Genomic DNA, 21,840 nt, shown 5'->3' on the forward strand with positions numbered 1-21,840 from the left:
CAAGGTCAATTCAGGGAAAATCTCAGGCAATTAAACAACACGGAGGAATCCGTTGCCCGCTTCGATAGGAATCACAAAAAAGAATTTGGAACCTTTTCCCGATTCGGAGGACACCTCTAACCGCGATCCCAATTTATCGACAAAATCCTGAGCAACCGATAGTCCAATTCCTGTTCCGCCATATTCGCGGGTCAGGCTGTTATCGAGCTGATGAAAGCGCCGGAATATGTCTTTATGCATTTCAACCGGAATTCCAATGCCGGTATCGCGAACAAAAAATTCAATGTTATTCTGCTCCAGCAAACGATAACCAAATTCAATTTCGCCCTCATGTGTAAACTTCACGGCATTGTCGAGCAGGTTCTCCATGATATCCCTGATTTTATTGCCATCGGAGTAAATGGAAAACTGCGGATTATCGTTACCGGTTGAAATATTCAGTAGCAGATGTTTTCTTCCGCGCTGCTCTTTTTCGTAAAGGAACTGCCTGTGCAAATCGACCATCAGGTTATTGACGGAGAAGAATTGCTTTTTGACTTCGATCTGGCCACTTTCAATCCGGGCCAGTTTAATCATATCGTTTATCAGATGCAGCAGTGTTTGTCCGTTCTTCGTGATGAGCTGAAGGTATTTGTCACGTTCGGCTTTGGGAACTTCTTCTGCAATCAGCATGTTCGAGAAACCGAGAATAGCGTTCATCGGGGTACGCACCTCATGCGAAATATTCTGCAGGAATGCTGATTTGAGTCGATCGGCTTCTTCGGCCTTTTTCTTGGCTTCTTCCAGTCGTTGCTCAGCCAGTTTTCGCTTGGTAATATCGCGCGATACGGCCATCACTGCAACGTCTGACAATTTCACCATCCGCATTTCAAACAAACAGGTTCCCCTACCGGGAATCTCGAGTGCATACTCGATGGTTTCAATCGCATCGAATTTAATGACCGTCTGTATCGAATGAAAAACCTGTCTCACCATTCGCTCGGTAAATCCCACTTCAAAAATGGAGCTGCCAATAATCTCGTCAGGCGCAATATCGATTCCCTCCTCTTCCTTGGCTACGTAGTCAATGTAAGTTCCATCCTTGTCGATGACGAAGAAGATATCAGGGATGGTTTCCAACAATAATTTATACCTATGCCGGCTGGCAGACAAATCATCTAATGTTTTTTTCGCCGCCGTCACATCGCTGAACATTCCGATTAACTCTTCGGATTCGAGATGGAGGATGGAAATTTCGTACTGCTTCTCCATATGCGGGACATAAATTTCGTGTTTGCTTTTCTTCCCGCTAAGGAAAATCGCCTGCCAATCGACTTTGTCCCTAAATATCTTTTGAAAAACAGATGATGCCGGACGGCCCCGAACTTCGCTATTCTTCACACCGAACATTTCCTCAAATGCCGGATTGACCCGTAACATCCGCAACCCCGTTTTCTGTCCCTGCTCATCCCGAATGTACGACATGTGCAGTATTCCGTCAGGAATCTGAAGCAGAATACTACCGACTCGCCGTTGCTGCATAACAAGTCGATCGGCCGTTTCCTCTAATGCTCTCCGATTAAACGAAAAAATAATGTAGGAAAGGAACCAAACCACCAGGTAAATGAGCAGTGGATTGATATAAGGATTATGGTCGGGCCAGAAAACAGACAAAATATATCCATGATCTTTTACCCACCATGTATGAAGAAATAGCGTGGTAAACGATATGACGAAATAAATGAGAAATTGTATCTGCCTTTCGGCGAAGATGAGCAGAAAGAACAACCCAAAAATCAGCGCACTTATCGTAAGTGGAATAGACTGCTCAGGTGGCAGCATGGCATATTCCGAAGAAATAAACAGAAAATAAACCGGGATTGGAAGAAGATGAATGAGACCAACCGCAGCACTGCGCTGACCTTTACTAACAAAATAATAACCCAGAATGGCAATCCCGAAAAGGCTTAACTCTCCCTGGTAATTATTACGGGTCGGAAAGCTGAATGAATCAAAGATGATCCACCCTGATGTGAGAACAATGGCGGCCAGATAAAAGAAGAAAAGTGTCCGGATCTTTCTCAGGTCTCCGTGACTTGCTGCAGGATATGCCTTCCCAATAAAACTGAACAATTTTTCAAACATCTAATCCCCAGGGTTAGTTTTGCAATTTTAAGCAATTAAAAATAGTAATTTTTCTTCCTCTCACAATTTCGTCTTTTTTCCGTCTCTCTTCCTACCCGCATGAATAAAGGGAACAGCTCTAAAGCTGATTTTTATTAGCAAATCTCTACATCTAAATCCATAGATTTGTTGCAAAAGGAATAAAAAATTTTATCCTAAACATATATAATAACGCAAAAATCCAGAAAATCATGCCCAAAGGATTCTTTAATATTCCTGAAGTAAAAAATGAGCCGGTAAAGAGCTATGCTCCAGGCACACCGGAACGTAAGGAATTACAGGAAAAAATCAAAGAACTGCGCTCGATGACAGTTAGCCTTCCAATGATTATTGGAGGAAGAGAAGTAACAACCGATAAGAAGATTGAAATGCGCCCGCCGCATGATCTGGGTCACCTATTGGGACACTATTACCAGGGTGATGCTTCGCATGTAAGCCAGGCAATCGACGCTGCTCTTGAGGCCCGCGAAAAGTGGTCCAAAATGTCATGGCAGCACCGTGCCGCCATCTTCCTAAAAGCAGCCGACTTGCTCTCAGGTCCGTATCGTTCAAAAATCAACGCTGCGACCATGCTGGGGCAGTCAAAAAATGCTTTCCAGTCTGAGATTGACGCAGCCTGCGAGTTGGCAGATTTCTACCGCTACGGTGTGAAATGCATGGTTGACATCTACGAAATGCAACCAGAATCGTCAAAAGGAATATGGAACTACGCGGCTTACCGTCCGCTCGAAGGTTTCGTTTTCGCGCTGACTCCTTTCAACTTCACATCTATCGCCGGTAACCTTCCGGTTGCTCCGGCACTGATGGGTAATACCGTTGTTTGGAAACCATCGAAAACCGCTGTTTATTCTGCAGCTGTTATCATGGAAGTATTGCGCGAAGCAGGCGTTCCGGATGGAGTCATCAACCTTGTTCATGTTTCAGGACCGACTGCAGCAGATGTTGTATTCAGTCATCCTGATTTTGCCGGAATTCACTTCACCGGTTCTACCGGAGTTTTCCAAAACATTTGGAAAACCATTGGTGAGAATATTCATAAATACAAAACTTACCCACGCATCGTTGGCGAAACCGGCGGTAAAGACTTCATTTTCGCCGACAATACAGCCGACATCGATGCACTGGCTACTGCATTCGTTCGTGGTGCTTTCGAATACCAGGGACAAAAATGTTCAGCAGCTTCCCGTATTTACATTCCGAAGAGTATCTGGCCAAAGGCTTGGGCAGCTATAGAAGCTCAGCTGAAAACCGTTAAAATGGGTGGACCGGAAGATTTCACCAATTTCGTTAATGCGGTTATCGACGAATCTTCTTTCGATAAACTGAAAGGTTTTATCGACAACGCTCAAAAAGATGCAGACGCTGAAGTAATCTTCGGAGGAAAATGCGACAAGAGCAAAGGTTACTTTATTGAGCCTACTGTTATTCTGGCTCATAAGCCTGATTACATCACCATGCAGGAAGAACTGTTTGGACCTGTAGTAACAGTTTATGTCTACGAAGACGACAAGCTTGATGAAACGCTGACCATCCTGGATAATACCTCGATGTATGCGTTGACCGGAGCTGTTTTCTCTCAGGACCGTTACAGCATCGAGAAGATTATGGATCGACTGGAAAATGCAGCCGGTAACTTCTACATCAACGATAAACCGACCGGAGCAGTTGTTGGACAGCAACCATTCGGTGGTGCCCGTGGTTCGGGGACCAACGACAAAGCCGGTTCAGTTTTCAACTTTATTCGTTGGGTATCGATGCGGGCAGTTAAAGAGAACTTTGTTCCGCCGCACAACTACATGTATCCAAACTTCCTTCCCGATAAGGATTAGGATAGTCAAGCATACTTTCATAGTTCAAGAGGAACCTTTTTGCAAGGTTCCTCTTTTTCTTTTAAAAAGGATTGTTTTAATTTGAATAAAAATCAGAAAGTCACCATGCCGAAAATCCCACGGATATTGCTCAGAATTGTAGCCAATAAATATTTGCTGGCTTTTGTAATATTCTTCGTGTGGATGACTTTTCTGGACGATCACAATTTTATTTCGCTTTTTCAGGACCAGCAGAAGCTCCATAAGTTAAAAGCCGACAAAGCTTATTATGAGCATAAAATTGAATCGGACCGCAGGAAATTAAAAGAGTTACAGACAGATTCTCAAAACCTTGAAAAGTTTGCCCGCGAGCAATACCTGATGAAAAAGAAAAACGAAGACATCTTCATTATCGAAGAAAAATAATTCGTTTTTTAAACAGGCATAGTTTTTGTTTTTCACGTATTTGCATGGCAGAACCAGACCTGAAAAGGCATGGCTGCGGGCTTTAGGTATTTGATAAATCAGGATTAATTTCTAATTTACTTAAGAAGAACAACCGATTATGCAATTCGATTTCTTCAAAATAGAAAGCCAGATTGCTCCGAAACAAGGTCGAATCATTATTTCGGAACCTTTCCTACCGGGAAATTATTTCAACCGGTCGGCAGTTCTTCTTGTGGAGCATTCAACAGAGGGGGCGGTTGGATTCATCCTCAACAAACCGGTCGATTTTCCGGTACACGAGTTTATGAATGAGTTCACCAATTTCGAAACGCAGGTTTTCATTGGTGGGCCCGTGAGCACCAATATGATTTACTTCATTCATACCTTGGGGAATTTGGTTCCCGGAAGTGTAAAGGTGATGGACGATCTCTATTGGGGCGGCGATTTCGATCACCTGAAAACGTTGATATCCTCCGGAGTTGTTAATCCGAATCAGGTTCGTTTCTTCCTCGGATATTCCGGATGGAGCGAAGGACAACTTGAAGCAGAAATCAAAGAAAATTCGTGGCTGGTAGCCGAGACCAACGTAAAAAGCATCATGGGAAGTGACCAGAATTTCTGGCTCGAAAGCGTCAAGCAAGTCGGAGGTCGTTACAGCATGTGGCAAAATTTCCCGGAAGACCCGAACTGGAATTAATCAATTATCGATATAACATCAGCCTTTTGCACCGCGAAAGGCTTTTTTATTTTGCGCCATCAGCTGCAGTTTTTTCACGATTTCGAAAGTTTTGGTATTGTAGTATCGTCGGTTTCCAATCCCCATTACCCACTGAATTCCCAAAGCATTGTCAATCAGAAAGACTTCTTCTGCTTTTTCCAGTTGAGCAGGAGTAATCCTGTCATTTTCAACGGTCATAAAACCGGCCTGACGGGCCGCTTCGCTAACCATCTCGGTCAGCACCACTTTGTACCCTTCACTTTTTTCGGAAGGCACATAAAGAACATTCTCCTGGATGAATCCGAACGATGTACCAATTCCTTCACAGCAGAATCCAGCATGATTCAGCAAAATCATGTTCTGACGGCGCAACGACTGGGCCTTTGCAGCCGCAATCATCCATAAAAACCGACTTCCGGTTTCGTACGGATTCATCACCGTGTCCGATTTTTTCCCTTCGTTAAAGATGTCAATCAGCAAACCGTTTTCGTTCATCGGGAAAAAACCGCGGGGAATTTCTTCCGCTGTCAGGAGCACATCGGTGCCTTTGAAGCCGGGGAAAAGATAAACCACTACTCTCCCAGCCAGGTAAAACTTGTTCTTGTTCAGTAAGCGGGAAACATCGCGGCGCAGACGGGCACCTGCCAAATCGAAATCTTCAGGGAGAGCCAGATTCACCGCTCTGGTGGCAGAACATAAATAAGCATAGTTTTCCTCGTGAAACAGGATTTCGTTGTCCTCGGTTCGAAACCAGACTTTGATGCCGGCCTCGAGACGAAATAACTCATTTCCTGCAAACAACTTTTCGTCGGCACGAAAAAATTTGCCGTTATATAGAACAAAACCACCTTTCACTGAATTTTGTAATCTTTTAGAAAGTTAAGGCTTATACACGTCGTCCAGAATGGGTTGAATGGCATCACCCCAAGGCTTGTTAGTTTCCACCCGAATTCGTTGCAATCCGGCTCGCTCAGCAGCTTCCATATCGATATCCGAGTCTCCGATAAACCACGAGTGTTCGCGATCGATCTCATACATTTCAATCGCTTCATCAATCAGCAAAGTCCCGGGTTTGCGGCATTCGCATTCCTGAATATCGGAATGGTGCGGGCAATAAAAAATATCCGTCAACTGCACTCCTTCGGCTTCAAGCAATTCCCGCATATACCGATGCACCCGCGCCACATCTTTGTGGGTGTATTCACCCTTGTCAATCCCTCCCTGATTGGTAATCACAATCAACAGGTAACCTGCATCCTGCAATCTCTTCAGGTTGGCACCAACGCCTTCAATTAACTTGAAATTGGCTGTGGTATAAATGTAATATGCCGGCGTTTTATCGTTAATCGTTCCATCACGATCGATAAAAACTGCTTGATTGTTTCCCATCTAAAACAGGTTATTGATGAACTCGATAAACAACGAAGGACGAATAATGATGGGCAGTATAAACCCAAATATCGCCCCAAGGAAATGAGCATCGTGACCCACATTATCCACATTCCGCTTGCTCATCTGGTAAGAATAAACCAGGTACAGGACTGCGAAAACAACTCCCGGAATGGGCAGCAATCCGAAGAAGTAGATTTTATTCCAGGGGGCAAAGAAGATGGCAGAAAAAACAACGGCCGAAACCGCTCCTGATGCCCCGACTGCATTATAGTAATAATTGTTCTTTTGCTTGATTAAACCTCCCAGGCTGGAGAAGAGAATAGCTCCAAAATACAGTACCAGATACAGGTAGGTTCCGCGTGAACCGAAATTCAGGTAATAATAATGTTCAACCGCCGTACCGAACGACCAGAGCACAATCATATTGATGAGCAGGTGTTCCCAGTTCGCATGCAAAAACGCATGAGTGAAGATCCGGAAATACTCCTTCCGGTGAACAACCTGATAGGCGTTGAACTGCAGACGTCCCATCACATCCTGCTGCGAAAAAGCCAGAATTGAAACAAGTGAGGTGATAATGATGATAATAATTGTCATACCTGATTTCTTAATGTAAAATTTTATAAATCAACTCACGAAGCAATTCACCACTGTCGGTTGAGCCCCCGCGGGCACCTTTTGAGCGCATATCGTATTCACGCAACAGCGCAACAGCGTTCACCGAACGTTTAATATTATAATTCCGGGCTGCATCAACATAGTCGCGCATGAAGAACGGATTAACCCCGATAGCTCCAGCTGCAGCTTTTTCGTTGGTTTTATTCTCCAAAAAATGATAGGCCAGAATCTTACGAAAGTAAGAATGCAATATCCCGATGACAATCGGAAACGGATGCATCTTTTGGTTGTCGGCAAAGTAGTTGACAATACGATTCGCCTTCAGAACATCACGCTTTCCAATTGCCTTTTGCAACTCAAACGCATTGTAGTCTTTGCTAATACCGATATTACGTTCTACCTCATCCGGCGTGACACTCATGCCCGGAGGCAACGAAATAATCACCTTCTCCAGCTCACTGACTATCCGCTTCAAATCGTTACCAATGTGATCGGCGATCAACTGGGCTGCACGAGGCTCGACCCCGTAGCCTTTTACCCGCAGATATTTTGTGATCCAAGCCGGTATTTTACTTTCGTAGATGGGTTTTGCTTCGAAATAAACTCCATTTTTTTGCAGGGCTTTATAAAGCCGCTTGCGCTTATCTACATTTTTGTATTTATAGTTGATGACCAGCAATGTCGAAGGTTGCGGATGCTCGATATACGGAGCCAAATCTTCTATATTTCTGATATTCTGTGCTTCCCTGACCACCACCACCTGGTGCGAAGCCATCATAGGAAAGCGGCGGGCTGCCGTAATGATGGTATCCACATCGGCGTCCTTCCCGTAAAGGATGGTCTGATTGAAGCCTTTTTCCGCGTCGGTTAATACATTACTGGTTATCTCTTCACTGATTCGATCGATAAAATAGGTTTCCTCCCCTTCTAAAAAATAAACGGGTTGGTAATGCTTGTTTTCTATGTCAGATAAAATGGCATTAAAATCCATAATTAATCGAATCTCAGGTGTTTGACGGATTTTCCGTTATTATTCAACTCGAGTAGCGATTCAATACCGATTTCCAGATGTTCATCCACATACCTGCGGGTTACTTCCTTGTCGCTGGCTTCGGTTTTCACTCCGGTAGAAATCATGGGTTGATCGGAAACCAGCAACAGCGCTCCACTCGGAATCTGGTTATAAAAACCTACAGTGAAGATGGTGGCCGTTTCCATATCGACTGCCATAGCGCGGGTTTTTTGCAGGTAGCGTTTGAAACGCTCATCATACTCCCAAACTCGTTTGTTAGTGGTGAATACCGTACCGGTCCAATAATCACGTTTGTGATCCCGAATAGTGGATGAAATAGCTCGCTGCAAACTAAATGCCGGAAGTGCAGGAACTTCAGGAGGTAAATAGTCGTTCGATGTACCATCGCTCCGAATGGCGGCTATCGGTAAAATCAAATCGCCCAACTCATTCTTCTTCTTGATTCCTCCGCATTTTCCCAGGAAGAGAACACCGTGAGGATCAATCGCGCTGAGCAAATCCATTATCAATGCTGCATTGGGACTGCCGATACCGAAGTTGATGATGGTAATGCCATTGGCACTGGCATTCGGCATCGCTTTGTCTTCCCCCACAATGGGCACATTGAATTTCTCTGCAAACATCTCGACATATTTCTGGAAATTTACCAGCAGAATATAATTTCCAAAATCATCTAAACTACGCCCGGTATAACGTGGCAGCCAGTTTTTTACAATTTCTTCTTTTGTCTTCATCTGTCAATTTTATGCAAAATTATCAGCTTTTTCCTTTTCGGACCGCTCATCAATCATAAATTAAACAATTAGTTTTGCCTGAACAGAACAATATGTGATGAACTTAAATTTGCCGAAATACAACCTGCGTGTTCGCCTGGCTGACGGAAAAAAGAGTGTCTTTGATCCCTGTCGAAAAAAATGGGTGCCGCTAACGCCGGAAGAGCGGGTCAGACAATTGTTTATCCGTTACCTAAACGAAGAAAAGCAATACCCTCTCTCGTTAATCGCGGTGGAAATGTCCTTGCGTATTAATCGCAATGCATTCCGCAGCGACATTGTTGTTTTCGGTTCACAGGCAGCACCGCTACTCGCGGTGGAGTGCAAGGCGCCCCAGGTGAAAATTACTCAACAGGCATTCGATCAGATTGCCCGTTACAACATGCAGCTTCAGGTAAAATACCTGGTGGTGACCAACGGAATGGAGCATTACTGCTGCCGTTTTTTACCCGACACCAACAGCTACGAGTTTTTGCCGGCTATTCCGGATTTTCAATCTCTCTAATCTTCCGGATTGATCAACTGAAAGAGATGCTCATCCTTCCAGCCTCTGGCATCGCGAATCCAATCTTTCCGGGTTCCCGCCAACTCAAATCCGAATTTTTTAAATAACCCGATACTGGCTTCATTGTTCGCATCGATATTGGCATAAACCGCATGAAGGTTCAAACGGCTGAAGCAGTATTCCAAAACAAGTTTCAGTGCTTCAGATGCGTAACCGTTTTGGCGGTCTTCCTTTTCAGCAATCAGAATCCCAATACCCGCACGGGAATGGTGTGGCTCAAAATCGAAAAGATCAATCGAGCCAACAGCTCTTCCTTCTGCGTTCTCGATCATCAGGCGAAGCTGTTTACTCTCGTAAATATCTTTATCTGAATTCTTGATATAAAGCGCAATTAAATACTTCGAAAAAGGCGCCAATGTGTCGCTGACTTCCCAAACTTCGCTGTTGTTTTCCCAGCGGTACAGCAACTCAATATCTTCGGGCTCTATCGCCCTCAACGTGATTTTCTCGCTCTTCAGGTATTGTGTCATACGATTTAGTATTTCCCAGTTTGGATATATTTCGTCGAATTATTTCCAGATCGTTTAAAATCCGGTAATCTTTAGCATACAATGTATTAATTTTTTTCACATCCACGTGGCTCTTCCATTGTGTCGGAGCATCGGCGCATGATAACACGCCAGGGAGCAAATCTGGCAGTTCAATATCAGTTTCAGTCTCTTCCGACGAATAACCTACCCAAGTTTTATTTCCCTTCAACACTTTAAATATGTTAGAAAAGTAGAATTTTTTTGAGTGAACAAAAGGCACAATAAATGGAGACAGAATAAATCCAAGAAGGGAAACTATCACATCCAGCGCCCGCTTCCGCCTTCTGTTTTCAGGCAAACTGATGGCATTGATATCAAACAAGATCAAATCGCCGACATCGTTAGCCGAATGACTGGCAATGAAAAAACCTCCTTCGGAATTAAATATCCTGAAACGGACCGACTGACTGCTTGCCTGAACCATCGAGCGAATCATTTCGCCCGCCGAAACATCTTCCGCACAGTAGACAATCTCGTCAACATGGTTAATGCGGACAATTTCCTGAAGCTGAGCTAATGTTCCAAGCGTGTCTCCGGTTTCATCCTTCTCGTCCAACACAACCCCACCCAACCATTGAAAGCGGTTGCCCTGCGAAACTAAAACCTCTTTCACTTTTTGAATTTGCGCGTGTGCTCCGACCGAAACAATGCGGTTGTTTTTTCCCTTCCCGACAGGATAATTGAGCCAACCCAGCTTTGCCATAACCAGCCTCGCCGGTAACAACGAAATCAAACCCCAACCAGCAGCAAGAATCATTATGGCCCGCGAAAATCGAAACGTTTCCCCCATCAGTGAGTAGGTAACCAGTAAAACCAAGGCGGCCGTGAACCAGCTTCGCAAAAATCCGCGAATGCGCCAATGCCGGTTATATGCCCCCGAAAGCAAGAGGGTGACGACAAATAACAGCACATATATCGGGATAACCGTATGCAATAAATCCCGGGGATAGTAACCCGGCTCGTGTGCAATTTGCTCCCAGGCAGGAACCAGCCAGCTAAACCCGGCAAACATCAAGACAGCGTCGACTAAAGGCTTCCACAGCCATTGCAAACTTCGCTTCAGCAAACTAAGAGAAGCCCTAAAAAAAATAGCCAGACGAATCATTAGGCTGAATAGCCAGGCACCGGAAGTCGCATAATGCTTCCGCACGAAAATGAGCATGGCCTTGTAGAACAGCCGCACATAATTGAAACTTCCCTTACGTGTACTTTCTCCTTTGTAATGGATAATGGTTGTTTCCGGGAAGTAGTAATTCTCGTATCCGGCTTGCTGAATCCGATAGGAAAGATCGATGTCTTCGCCGTACATAAAAAAGGTTTCATCCAGCAAACCAATTTGATCCAGAGTTTCCTTCCGAAGTAACATGAAAGCACCGGCTAGCACATCGATTCGATTGGTTTTATCTTCCGGAAGATGCCCCAAATAATAACGAGCGAAAACCGAAGAACGCGGGAAAAGGCGCGTAAATCCGAAAATTTTGTAAAACGAAGCCATCGGCGTGGGAAATCCCCGTTTCGATTCCGGCAAAAACTTACCGCTTCCGTCAATCATTCGAACACCAAGTCCACCGGCTTTGGGATGCTCATCCATGAAAGCAATTACCTTCCGGAAGCTATCTTCCTGGACAATTGTATCAGGATTCAGCAGCAGAATATATTCTCCTTCTGCCTGCCGGATAGCCTGGTTGTTCGCTTTGGAAAAACCTACGTTCTCATGATTGACGATTAGTTTCACCCACGGGAAGGAATCCCTCAGCATCGCGTACGAACCATCAGTCGAATTATTATCCACAACAAATACTTCCACATCCAATCCTTTGGCCGCTTTTTGCACTGAAGCCAAACATTGGGATAGGAAGAATCTGACGTTATAATTAACAATAACGACTGATAATTTCATGGATGAACGGTTTATTCGTTTTAGTCAGGTTACTAAAAGTCCGGGAACCGTCGGTTCCTTATTGCCCGAGCGATTGTTCGAACAACTGCCGGTTGATGATGGAACGTCCTAACGTTACTTCGTCAATGTATTCCAATTCATCACCAATGGACACGCCGCGTGCCAGCATGGAAACTTTCACCCCGGATTCTTTTAATTTCTTAAATATATAGAAGTTCGTACTATCTCCTTCCATCGTGGTACTCAGTGCCAGAATTATTTCCTTCACATCGCCTTCTCCGACGCGCTTAATCAACGAATCAATTTCGAGATCAGCCGGCCCGATTCCGTCCATCGGCGAAATAATTCCGCCCAACACATGAAAAACGCCGTGATACTGCTGCGTATTTTCAATCGACATCACGTCCCTTATGTTCTCGACAACGCAAATCGTGCCATGGTCGCGGGATTCGTTACTGCAGATGTTGCAAACCTCGGTATCCGAGATATTGCGACAAACTTTGCAGTGACGGATTTCATCGCGTAAGCGGGTAATGGAATTACTGAAACGATGCACATCCTCTTTGTCCTGCTTCAACAAATGCAGCACCAGCCGTAACGCAGTTTTTTTTCCAATTCCCGGAAGCTTGGCAAATTCGGTTACAGCATTTTCCAATAATTTTGATGGGAAAGTATCCTGGGTCATGTTTCACGAATTCAGTGTGCCCAAAGGTAAGAAGCATGCCTGAAAAAGAAAAGCGTTTGCAGGAAACCCGGAATGGCCTCAATCATCGAGCTGAATGATAATCTGTTCCTGTGTATCGGGATCCAATTCGACAAAACGTACAGTACCGGAACCCAGGCGCACCATCACATCGCGATAATTTTCCGGGTCGCGACGGGCAGCTTCCAACGTATTCCGGTCCAACACACTGATCACCATCTGCCCGACTCCCAGTTGCCTTAGCGCCTCGAGAATGGTGATTTGTTGTCCTTCGTTGAGATTTTTACTTACCTGAAAAAGATGCATCCCGTTTCGCTGCAGGATTTCAGTATCCGGAAAAACTATTTTTTCGGGATATTGTTGTAAAATAATTCGATGATTCAGGGAGCAATCCAATAACGTCTTCGCTTTTCGCCCGTCTGCACTGGCAGCTGTTTTTCGGCCAAAAGCCATATTTATTTTTCCGTTTGCCGGACAATGAGCAAAATGGTGCATGCCTGATTTTTTGGCATCTCTGACGCCGACATAGGATAATAGTTGCTCAATTCTGTGAATAAAACCGTCGGAACGATTCTTTATATTTCTTCGGTAAAGCGATTTGGACAGCAACTCCCTCTCGTTTTCAAACCCTTCGTAATCTTCACCAATAATGTAACTTAGTTTAACCGGGTAGAGCAGTTTATCCTGAAAAACAACCGACTCAATCGCAGCCAGACTATCGCCAACATTTTTGATACCGGCCACTTCCACTCCACTTCCCAAAAATGGAATATCATCATCTAAAATGGAATGTCCGTCAGAAATACATTGGTCGTGGAGGAGGGACGCAAAAATAAAGGATGCCTCCCGGTTCATAACGGTATAAAGTATTTCCTCCTGGATGGCCAGGGCTTCTACGAAATATTCTACCTCCCGGGAAAAGGCATCCCATATGCCATCCAAGTTATGAAATTTGGCGAATTTTCCAAAGTCGGGACCGACTTCCACTCCTGAAATAAAATCACGTCCGCCGTTCATCGATAACTCAAGTATCTTTAGAAGGTTCACCGCACCAGCCGGACCACCAATGCTTCGATGCCAAATGACAAAGCCGCCATTTCCGTTCGGAATATATTGTTCAGCTTCTTCTTCCGATACACCGTAAATTTGATTGATGTACGGAATGAGCACAGAATCATTGAAAAGTAAGGGATTGATATTTCCCGCCGACAGCAAGCCCGCCGCCTGGGTAAAAAGTGATTCATCCTGCCCGTCGTAATACCGCAGACAAATTTGTGGCAAAGCCTCTTTTACCGATGCACTGGTCCGCAATGCAAATTGAGCAAATTGGTCCGCCGCTTCCTCGTTGGACCGTCCTTTTCCACCAATAACCAATCGTCCTTCAACACCTAACTGCCGCGCATTGATCAGGCGCCAGAACGATTCCATCAACTGAAGTGCCAGCTCTTCGGTGAGCTCTTCACTTTCGATATCGTTTTTCAAAAAATCACCGAGTGCAACATCGAGGCGACCGTAATTCCCGGTTCCCGAAAGAAGTGAAAACAGATGAATCAACTGAACCGCTTCCCGGAAAGTTGTCGGTTTCGAATCGGAAATGGTCTCCAGGGCCGAAGCCATGTGCAGCAATTCCGCTTTGCTTTCTTCATGGACGCATTCGTCACTTAAATCGCGGGCATAAACTGCATATTGATTAATCACACGAACCAGAATATCCAACACTCCCAGCATGGAAGTTATCATGGCCCGTTTTTTATCGTCTTCATCTTCCTGAGCAATAGATTGTAGTTCGGCACGAAGTCCGGGTATTCCTACTTGCACCAGCTTAGCGTAATCGGGATTGATTCCGGAAATACGATAATAAGGCTCAAAAACACCATGGTTTCTGAAACGCCTCATCTTATCAGGAGTGAATTTTTCCTCGGCCTGTCGCTGAGCCGATCTGATTTTAGCAACCGAATTTTCGCCCCGCCAAAAAGCTTCCAGCGTTCGCAGGCGTAGCTCTTGTTTAAAGGTCAACTGCGGATGCTCTAACATTTTTTGCATCCTTCCCTCATCATAGAAGTAGCCCAAATAACCTTCGTAAATGGAAATTCCTATCGGCAATGGTTCTACCCTTCCGACGAACCGATCTCTTTTACCGACAGGTTGCATTGTAGCCGGAAATAATACCTCCAAACAATTCAACTCTCTAACCGAGGGTTCCGCTGTTTGAAATTCCTGGTAAACCCGGGTAAACTTCTCCATTATGCAAATCTTCCTGCGGAGACTTTTCATATCAAACTAGTTTCGTTTACCTGATAAATGTAGCTTTCCGTTTCCAAATTATATCCGTTACGTTATCTGTCTGCTAACGACAACTTCATGCCAATTTAATTAAAAATACAAGCGATGCTTCACCATTTTCGAAAACGACTGCCAAACAACACGTTAAAATATGTTAATTAATTACATATTGAGAATTTCAATTAAACCTTCGTTTATCATTCTTATCTTACGGAAGTAATCATTAATCTTTCTCAGATGAAAACAAAACTCTTATTTGTCCTGCTAAGTATGTTCATGGGAATCACCATGGTAAATGCGCAGCCACGTCGCGGCAATATGTCTGCAGAAGACATCGCCAAACGTCAGACTTCTCAAACAACTGAAGCACTGAACCTGAATAAGGCGACCTCAGAAAAGTTATACCAGATTAATCTGAAATATGCTGAAAAAATGAAAGAGGCTTTCGCCGACCGAAGCTCCGATCGCGAAGCCATGCGCGATGAAATGATGTCGATAAGGGAACAAAAAAATAAAGAACTCAAGCAACTTTTTACCAAGGAGCAGTTCGAGAAATACCAGAAACACCAGCAGGAAATGATGCAGCAACGAAGAGGCATGAGAAGATAAAATAGTCCCCGGATAACTTCCGGGGTTTTATTTTTCTATTACAGGTAGTTAATCTCAATCCCCCGCTTCATATTGTAAGTTCACTTCCAGCTTGCGGTATTTTCGCCGGTAGCGCTCAAACAAAATATACAACAACATTGACGCTGTCAGACCGATGGTCAATGATGCTACCCATGGCATACTGAAGCCTTCGGGGGCAAAGAAAAGATAAGTGGTAATTACTGTCGTCATGAACAGTGCAGGCAACAGAGTTATCTGATACATCTTATTTTCCTGCATAAAATAAACCGTCACAGCCCATAACACAATAGTTGCCAATGTCTGATTCGACCACGCAAAATAACGCCAGATCACACCGAAATTGATTTGAGTCAATAAAAACCCGACAGTAAAAATGGGGATACTCACTAACAATCGATTCCGGATAGGGCCTTGCGGGAATTTCAAAAAGTCGGACACAATTAACCGCGCACTACGAAAAGCGGTATCACCGGACGTGATAGGGGCAGCAACAACGCCCAACAAAGCAAGCAGGCCACCAACTTTACCCAATAGTGAATTAGATATCTCATTTACGACAAATGCGGCGTTTCCCTGCTGAGCAATCATTACGTCGTTCAACTTACCCACTCCTCCGAAGAAACTCATACTAATCGCCGCCCAAATCATGGCAACAACAGCTTCCGAAATCATGGCACCGTAAAACACCCGGCGACCATATTTTTCATTGGTAATACAACGGGCCATCAGTGGAGATTGTGTAGCATGAAAGCCGGAAATGGCTCCACAGGCAATGGTGATAAACAACATTGGGAAAACCGGAAACTGTTCGGAGGCGTGATGCAGATTCCTGAATGAATCGAACGTTAGTTCCGGTATTGGAATTCCTTTTACCAGAATGGCAACCATCAATCCAACGGCCATGAACAACAGAGAGAATCCGAAAATCGGATACAGTTTGCCAATCAGCTTATCGATAGGCAACATAGTGGCTGCCAGATAGTACACAAACACGAGTGTCACCCAAAACGCAACACCTCCAAAACCGGAAGTCATGTCGCTCAGAATTTTGGCGGGTCCCATAATGAAAACCGCTCCAACAATCACCATCAGGAAAACCGTGAAAGCCCGCATAAACTGCTTCATACCGTTCCCAAGATAAATTCCGGTTATTTCGGAAATACTCAAACCATTGTGCCGAATGGACAGCATTCCCGAGAAATAGTCGTGCACAGCTCCACCGAAAACAGCTCCCAACACAATCCACAGAAAGGCCACAGGTCCCCACATCGCGCCGGCAACTGCACCGAAAATAGGTCCCAGTCCGGCGATATTCAGAAACTGAATCAGGAAAATTTTCCACCAAGGAAGCGGAAGGTAATCCACTCCATCGTTCATTGTTACGGCCGGCGTTTTCCGCCTGGGATCGGCTCCGGCCATTCGCTCCACAAAACGACCGTAAAAATGGTATCCTAACAGAAGAAAGGTCAGTGAGGCAAGAAATGTAATCATCGGTTTGACGGTTGGTTTCAGCAGCGAAAAATGCAAAATATTCTGGTTTTAAAACCAATCCGTGAAGCTATTATTCAACACGCCAACCAACATGCCTAAAAAGAAAAAAGGCCTGCAGGTAAAACCTTGCAGACCTTCTGTAGCGAGAGCCGGGCTTGAACCGGCGACCTCATGATTATGAATCATGCGCTCTAACCAGCTGAGCTACCTCGCCATTTTTTCGCGATTGCGGGTGCAAATATAATATGTTTCCGTCACCTGTCAACAGCTTTGCTCAAATTTTTGGAGTTTTTTTCAGCCTTCTGATAATGCTCATGCTTGCCAAACTGGAATAATTTACTATTTTGCAGTAAAATGTTAACCCTCATTTTAACTTAACTTACGTTCAATAAGACCGCGATGAAGAAACTTCAGCTCGAATATAATTTCAAATCATCTCCTTCCGTATTATTTAGCCGATTAAGTACTGCCTCCGGATTATCAGAATGGTTTGCCGATAATGTGATTGTTCGGGGAAAGAATTACACATTTATCTGGGACAGCACAGAACAAGAAGCCGAAATGCTAGGGAGTCGCCCAAATGATATGGTGCGTTTCCGCTGGACAGATTGTGATGAAGATTGCTATTTTGAATTCAAAGTGGCCCGTGATGAACTAACCGGTGATGTTTCGTTGGTAATTACTGATTTTGTTGAAGAAGACGAAATTGACGATGCCACGGATCTTTGGGACTCCCAAATCGCAGAGCTGAAACACACCCTAGGCTCCTAATCCCGTTTGTTCAAAATCCCAAAAATACATTAGCTTTGTGGAGGTTTGAGATTTGACTTACAACTTTCATGAAGCAACTATATAAATATATGATTAACCGGTTCATTGGACCGTTTTTCATGACTTTTTTCATCACGGTTTTCGTCCTTCTGATGCAGTTTTTGTGGAAGTATCTGGACGAATTTGTGGGTAAAGGTTTGGATGGAGAGGTTATTGCCGAGTTGATGCTCTATGCCATCTCCAGCCTCATTCCGCTGGCTTTACCTCTCTCCATGCTCCTCGCTTCAATTATGACCTTCGGGGATTTGGGTGAAAACAACGAGTTGCTCGCCATGAAAGCTGCCGGAATATCACTGACGCGCATCATGAGACCGCTGATTTTCCTGAGTGTTTTCGTTAGTGTGTTTGCCTTCTATTTCGCTAACGATGTTATGCCGGTTACCAACCGGAAATTTGCTGCCCTTTTGCTCAGTATTCGATACCAGAAACCCGAGTTGATAGTAAAAGAGGGCGTTTTCTCAAACGAAGTGGACGGATACTCCATCAAAGTAGGTAGAAAGTCTAAAAAGTCCGATAAGCTTTACAACATCATGATCTACGATCACACGAAGAATGAGGGAAACGTCTCTGTTACCGTGGCTGATTCCGGGACCATGAAAATGAGTGAGGACAAAAAATATATGGTCCTGACGCTTTTTGCCGGTCAGGCTTACACTGACGTCGAATCCAATCCGCGTAGGCGCAATAATAAAGAATATCCTTTCCGCAACGATAAATTTGACAAAGAAGTTTTGATAACCCCGATAAAAGGGATGGACTTCAAGCGGAAGGATGAAAGCACTGTTGGCAACTTTTACAAAGCCCTTAGTCTGAAGCAGCTGTCATCCAGCGCCGATTCCATGGCAAAAGAACTGGACAAACGAAGGACCGATTTTGCTGTCAAACTCAATTATTTGTCACCGCTTACGCGCGAAGTTGTTTCATATGCCAGGACTGACAGTGCCGCCAAGTCCAAATTAAAGATGGATGAGTATGTCAATGTCGATAGCATGCTGAGCAATATGAACCAAAATGTAAAAATGGACATCATTAACCAGGCACTCCGGAATGCCCGTTCCAATAAGCGTTCGCTTCAGCAGGCAAAAGACGATTTGGAGCTTCGAACCAAATGGCTAAATAAATTTTGGGTCGAGTGGCACCGAAAATTCACGCTTTCGCTGGCATGTCTCATCTTTTTCTTCATTGGAGCACCTTTGGGAGCAATTATCCGGAAAGGTGGACTGGGAATGCCACTTGTCATTTCCATTGTGCTTTTCATCTTCTATTACATTATTTCCATGACCGGCGAAAAAATGTCGCGTGAAGGTGTTGGGCATATCTGGGAAGGGATGTGGTTCTCATCCCTGTTGTTTTTGCCGGCCGGTATTTTCCTAACCTACAAAGCAGCCAACGACTCTGTCATTCTCAATATGGACGCATACGCCGAATTTTTCCGTAAGCTGAATCCTTTCAAAAAGAAAAAAAAGAGGAATGAAGAGGAACAGCCTAAACAAAATGAAAATCCTTTCACTGGCGAATAAAGTACCTTTTCCTAGAAAAGATGGCGGCGCCATCGGCATATTAAATATTCTGGAAGGCTATGCCGACAATGGGCATCAGGTTACCCTGCTGGCCATGAATACGCCCAAACATCATATCCGGGAGAATGAGCTGCCAACTGATCTCACGTCGAAAATCAGGTTCCTGCTGGTTGATGTGAATACCAATATCAAAGTACTTTCCTTACTTGTTAACTGGGCTTTTTCGTTAAAAGCATACATCCTCGAGCGCTTCGTTTCGCCACCTTTTGAAAAACAGTTGATTAAACTTTTACAGGGAGAATCTTTCGATTTTGTGCAATTGGAGGGACTCTATCTCTGCCCGTATATTCCCAGTATCCGCCAAAATTCGGATGCCCGGATAATCCTTCGCGAACACAATGTGGAACACGAAATTTGGGAGCGAACGGCGGAGGTTGAAAAAGGTTTTAAGCGGTTTTACCTGAAAAATATGGCGAAGCGGTTGCGGAAAGCCGAAATTGGTTTTCTGAACCAGTACGACATTCTTTCTACCGTAACCGACAGAGACAAGGAAAAGCTCAATCGGTTAGGCAACCGGCAACCGGCAATCGTTATGCAACCTGGCTTTGCCATCGAAACGAAACCGGCAAGTGAGCTCACAGGTCCTTTGTCAATTGGTTTTCTGGGTGCGCTCGATTGGATTCCCAATCAAATCGGCTTAAAATGGTTTGTGGAAAATTGCTGGCCTCAAATCCATTCGGCACATCCGGATATCCAATTTTTGGTAGCCGGAAGAAATGCTCCCGAAGATCTTGTTGAATTCCTGAAAAAGCCTGGAATAGTTTTCTTAGGCGAAATTGAAGATGCGCACGATTTCATCTCCTCCCGAAGCATTCTCATTGTTCCGCTTCTTTCGGGAAGTGGTGTCCGGGTGAAAATTCTGGAAGGTCTGACAATGGGAAAAGCCATCGTAACCACCAGCATCGGAGCAGAAGGTATCCCGGTACAGTCAGGCAAAGAGCTGATTGTCGCCGATGCGCCGGAAGCATTTGCGAAAGCTGTAATTCAACTAATCAACAATCCCGATCGCATTCAGCAATTGGGTCACGAAGCTTTTCGGTTAGCTTCAGAACACTACCGTTACGATAAAGCCGTCATTCCGTTCCTCCAATTTCTCGAAAAAGAAGAGGAGGTGCGCCATGCTTGATGCGGCTGTTTTTGTGTTTTGGCTCTGCGTTTTCATCATCTTTTATTCTTTCGGAGGATACGGACTCTTTCTCTGGATCATGCTGAAATTACGAGGCCTTTTCAAAAAAGAAGCTTCCTCTTCCCCGAAAGGGAAAATAGCTACCGAACCTAACATTTGTCTTTTCGTCACTGCTTATAACGAAAGCGCTCATGTGCGCCAAAAAATCGAAAATTCGTTAGCGCTCGATTATCCGAAGGAGAAACTTCAGTTAATTTGGGTGACCGACGGTTCTACCGATGACACACCGGACATCGCATCCACCTATCCACAGGTTCAGGTATTTCACGAACCCGAACGCAGGGGGAAAGCTCACGCCCTCAACCGGGGAATGGCATTCGTTAAGGCGCCTTTGGTTGTCTTCACTGATAGTAACACGCTTTTGTCGAAAGGGACGCTCCGAGCCATCATTCGGGAATTCGAAGACCCCAAAATCGGTTGCGTGGCAGGAGAAAAACGAATTGCCGAAAATAATTCTTCCGGGCCCGTCGCTTCCGGAGAAGGATTCTACTGGCGAATTGAATCATGGTTGAAAAAAATCGACAGCCGATTCTACAGCACCATCGGCGCAGCTGGCGAAATTTTCGCCATACGGACAGAGCTGTATTCCGAACTGGAAGAAGATACCTTGCTGGATGATTTCATTCTCTCCATGCGAATTGCCAAGAAGGGATACAGGATTGCTTACGCAAAAGACGCGTGGGCCACAGAATTTGCCTCTTCCAATCCGAGCGAGGAGATGAAACGCAAAGTCAGAATTGCCGCCGGAGCTTTCCAGTCAATGGTCCGACTATCGGAACTTCTGAATCCATTCCAATACGGAAAACTCACTTTCCAATATGTTTCGCACAAAGTTCTTCGCTGGACACTCGCTCCGCTCTCATTGCTTATTCTGCTGATTTCAGGAATATACCTTTCATTTCAGACAGCTATTCCCGGTGTAATCATTTTTCAGTCAATCACCGCTTTGCAAGTACTATTTTACCTTATCGCACTGGCTGGATTTCTGTTGCAACGAAAAAACGTACGGTCAGGCTGGTTCTTCGCTCCCTACTATTTCACGCTGATGAATTACGCCAGTTTTCCCGGTTTTATCAGGTATTCACTGGGTAAGCAGACGGTATTGTGGGAAAAGGCTCAACGTTCAGACTCATTCCACGAAGGATTTTCTTAATTTTGCGCTCGAAAGTATTTCTGGCTTTCGAAAAAA

20 protein-coding genes and 1 tRNA gene are annotated in these 21,840 nt (G+C 44.6%); 9 read left to right on the plus strand and 12 right to left on the minus strand.

What is annotated here, in order from left to right; genetic code table 11:
* Positions 1-30: 30 nt before the first annotated feature.
* Complete coding sequence (locus GJU87_RS15295; protein WP_153640291.1) at positions 31-2,124, minus strand: PAS domain-containing protein; 2,094 nt, start codon at positions 2,122-2,124, stop codon at positions 31-33.
* A 230-nt stretch (positions 2,125-2,354) separates the two neighbouring features.
* Here GJU87_RS15295 and pruA point away from each other — a divergent pair, with 230 nt between their 5' ends.
* The 3 genes from pruA (at position 2,355) to GJU87_RS15310 (ending at position 5,115) form a co-directional block, all read left to right on the plus strand.
* Entirely contained in the window at positions 2,355-3,992 is a 1,638-nt protein-coding gene (gene pruA, locus GJU87_RS15300) for an L-glutamate gamma-semialdehyde dehydrogenase (RefSeq protein ID WP_153640292.1), read from the plus strand.
* Between the two features lie 105 nt (positions 3,993-4,097).
* Positions 4,098-4,397, plus strand: coding sequence for a septum formation initiator family protein (locus tag GJU87_RS15305; protein WP_211297715.1), 300 nt, complete (start codon positions 4,098-4,100; stop codon positions 4,395-4,397).
* 139 nt (positions 4,398-4,536) lie between these two features.
* Entirely contained in the window at positions 4,537-5,115 is a 579-nt protein-coding gene (locus tag GJU87_RS15310) for a YqgE/AlgH family protein (protein ID WP_106540400.1), read from the plus strand.
* Between the two features lie 18 nt (positions 5,116-5,133).
* On the opposite strand, the gene GJU87_RS15315 is transcribed toward GJU87_RS15310, so the two are convergent.
* The 5 genes from GJU87_RS15315 to GJU87_RS15335 are packed head-to-tail and all read right to left on the minus strand — an operon-like array spanning position 5,134 to position 8,913.
* On the minus strand, positions 5,134-5,991 hold the full coding sequence (locus tag GJU87_RS15315) for an aminotransferase class IV (RefSeq protein WP_153640293.1): 858 nt from the start codon (positions 5,989-5,991) through the stop codon (positions 5,134-5,136).
* Positions 5,992-6,015: 24 nt separating this feature from the next.
* Positions 6,016-6,525: an HAD-IIIA family hydrolase gene (locus GJU87_RS15320; RefSeq protein ID WP_106540402.1), complete on the minus strand. Its 510-nt coding sequence runs from the start codon at positions 6,523-6,525 to the stop codon at positions 6,016-6,018.
* On the minus strand, positions 6,526-7,125 hold the full coding sequence (locus GJU87_RS15325) for a rhomboid family intramembrane serine protease (RefSeq protein WP_153640294.1): 600 nt from the start codon (positions 7,123-7,125) through the stop codon (positions 6,526-6,528).
* A gap of 10 nt (positions 7,126-7,135) precedes the next feature.
* Positions 7,136-8,137, minus strand: coding sequence for a DNA polymerase III subunit delta (gene holA / locus GJU87_RS15330; RefSeq protein ID WP_153640295.1), 1,002 nt, complete (start codon positions 8,135-8,137; stop codon positions 7,136-7,138).
* A 2-nt stretch (positions 8,138-8,139) separates the two neighbouring features.
* Positions 8,140-8,913, minus strand: a complete 774-nt coding sequence (locus GJU87_RS15335) for an AMP nucleosidase (protein WP_106540405.1) — start codon at positions 8,911-8,913, stop codon at positions 8,140-8,142.
* Between the two features lie 97 nt (positions 8,914-9,010).
* Here GJU87_RS15335 and GJU87_RS15340 point away from each other — a divergent pair, with 97 nt between their 5' ends.
* The gene (locus GJU87_RS15340) at positions 9,011-9,457 is read left to right on the plus strand and encodes a type I restriction enzyme HsdR N-terminal domain-containing protein (RefSeq protein WP_228492013.1); all 447 of its coding nucleotides are present in this window, start codon (positions 9,011-9,013) and stop codon (positions 9,455-9,457) included.
* Here the strand turns inward: GJU87_RS15340 and GJU87_RS15345 are convergent.
* From GJU87_RS15345 to GJU87_RS15360, 4 genes are all read right to left on the minus strand, one after another.
* Positions 9,454-9,987, minus strand: coding sequence for a GNAT family N-acetyltransferase (locus tag GJU87_RS15345; protein WP_153640297.1), 534 nt, complete (start codon positions 9,985-9,987; stop codon positions 9,454-9,456). The genes GJU87_RS15340 and GJU87_RS15345 overlap by 4 nt on opposite strands.
* Positions 9,926-11,947, minus strand: a complete 2,022-nt coding sequence (locus tag GJU87_RS15350; protein ID WP_153640298.1) for a glycosyltransferase — start codon at positions 11,945-11,947, stop codon at positions 9,926-9,928. The genes GJU87_RS15345 and GJU87_RS15350 overlap by 62 nt, the downstream gene beginning before the upstream one ends.
* A 58-nt stretch (positions 11,948-12,005) precedes the next feature.
* Positions 12,006-12,632 carry a recombination mediator RecR gene (gene recR, locus GJU87_RS15355; RefSeq protein WP_106540409.1) on the minus strand — a complete coding sequence of 209 codons (627 nt, stop codon included), beginning with the start codon at positions 12,630-12,632 and terminating at the stop codon, positions 12,006-12,008.
* Positions 12,633-12,710: 78 nt separating this feature from the next.
* Complete coding sequence (locus GJU87_RS15360; RefSeq protein WP_153640299.1) at positions 12,711-14,924, minus strand: pyruvate formate lyase family protein; 2,214 nt, start codon at positions 14,922-14,924, stop codon at positions 12,711-12,713.
* A 246-nt stretch (positions 14,925-15,170) separates the two neighbouring features.
* Here GJU87_RS15360 and GJU87_RS15365 point away from each other — a divergent pair, with 246 nt between their 5' ends.
* On the plus strand, positions 15,171-15,542 hold the full coding sequence (locus GJU87_RS15365) for a hypothetical protein (RefSeq protein ID WP_153640300.1): 372 nt from the start codon (positions 15,171-15,173) through the stop codon (positions 15,540-15,542).
* Positions 15,543-15,596: 54 nt separating this feature from the next.
* Here GJU87_RS15365 and GJU87_RS15370 read toward each other — a convergent pair whose 3' ends face one another.
* Together GJU87_RS15370 and GJU87_RS15375 are read right to left on the minus strand one after the other, a co-directional pair.
* Positions 15,597-17,054: a carbon starvation protein A gene (locus GJU87_RS15370; protein ID WP_153640301.1), complete on the minus strand. Its 1,458-nt coding sequence runs from the start codon at positions 17,052-17,054 to the stop codon at positions 15,597-15,599.
* A 140-nt stretch (positions 17,055-17,194) separates the two neighbouring features.
* Positions 17,195-17,268 (minus strand) — tRNA-Met (locus GJU87_RS15375).
* 185 nt (positions 17,269-17,453) lie between these two features.
* Here GJU87_RS15375 and GJU87_RS15380 point away from each other — a divergent pair.
* From GJU87_RS15380 to GJU87_RS15395, 4 genes are all read left to right on the plus strand, one after another.
* Positions 17,454-17,825 (plus strand): START-like domain-containing protein, encoded by a 372-nt coding sequence (locus GJU87_RS15380; RefSeq protein ID WP_106540413.1) that lies wholly within the window; start codon positions 17,454-17,456, stop codon positions 17,823-17,825.
* A 68-nt stretch (positions 17,826-17,893) separates the two neighbouring features.
* On the plus strand, positions 17,894-19,405 hold the full coding sequence (locus GJU87_RS15385) for an LptF/LptG family permease (RefSeq protein WP_153640302.1): 1,512 nt from the start codon (positions 17,894-17,896) through the stop codon (positions 19,403-19,405).
* Entirely contained in the window at positions 19,356-20,591 is a 1,236-nt protein-coding gene (locus GJU87_RS15390; RefSeq protein ID WP_153640303.1) for a glycosyltransferase family 4 protein, read from the plus strand. Before GJU87_RS15385 ends, GJU87_RS15390 begins: the two co-directional genes overlap by 50 nt.
* A complete protein-coding gene (locus GJU87_RS15395) occupies positions 20,584-21,804 on the plus strand; it encodes a glycosyltransferase family 2 protein (RefSeq protein WP_153640304.1) in 1,221 nt (406 codons plus the stop codon). Before GJU87_RS15390 ends, GJU87_RS15395 begins: the two co-directional genes overlap by 8 nt.
* Positions 21,805-21,840 lie beyond the last annotated feature (36 nt).

Origin of the sequence: Prolixibacter sp. NT017 (assembly GCF_009617875.1) — a bacterium.
GTDB lineage: Bacteria > Bacteroidota > Bacteroidia > Bacteroidales > Prolixibacteraceae > Prolixibacter.